Below are 283 nucleotides of genomic sequence, written 5' to 3' on the forward strand. Positions count from 1 at the left end.
GGCTAACACGCTCATTCTGATTGCGCTCATCCAAGTACTTTTGTACCAACATAATCTGAGCCACAATCTCACCGCTAGTCAAGTCACGTTGCTTAGGAATCAATCCAGATGCACAGAATGTACAGCCGATATTACAGCCAACTTGTGTCGTTACACAAACAGAAAGGCCATAGTGCTGGTGCATGAGAACTGTCTCAATCAACATGCCATCTGGCAGTTCAAAAAGGTATTTGATAGTACCGTCCTTAGACTCCTGTACAATCCGTTGTTTGAGCGGATTAAC

Annotated in this window: 1 pseudogene; it reads right to left on the reverse strand. The window is 44.2% G+C overall.

Annotated features, from left to right (window positions below):
* Positions 1–283, reverse strand: a pseudogene (locus C1G53_RS12325) (23S rRNA (adenine(2503)-C(2))-methyltransferase RlmN); the annotation flags it as partial.

This window comes from Streptococcus suis (genome assembly GCF_002960445.1).
Lineage (GTDB): Bacteria > Bacillota > Bacilli > Lactobacillales > Streptococcaceae > Streptococcus > Streptococcus hyiners.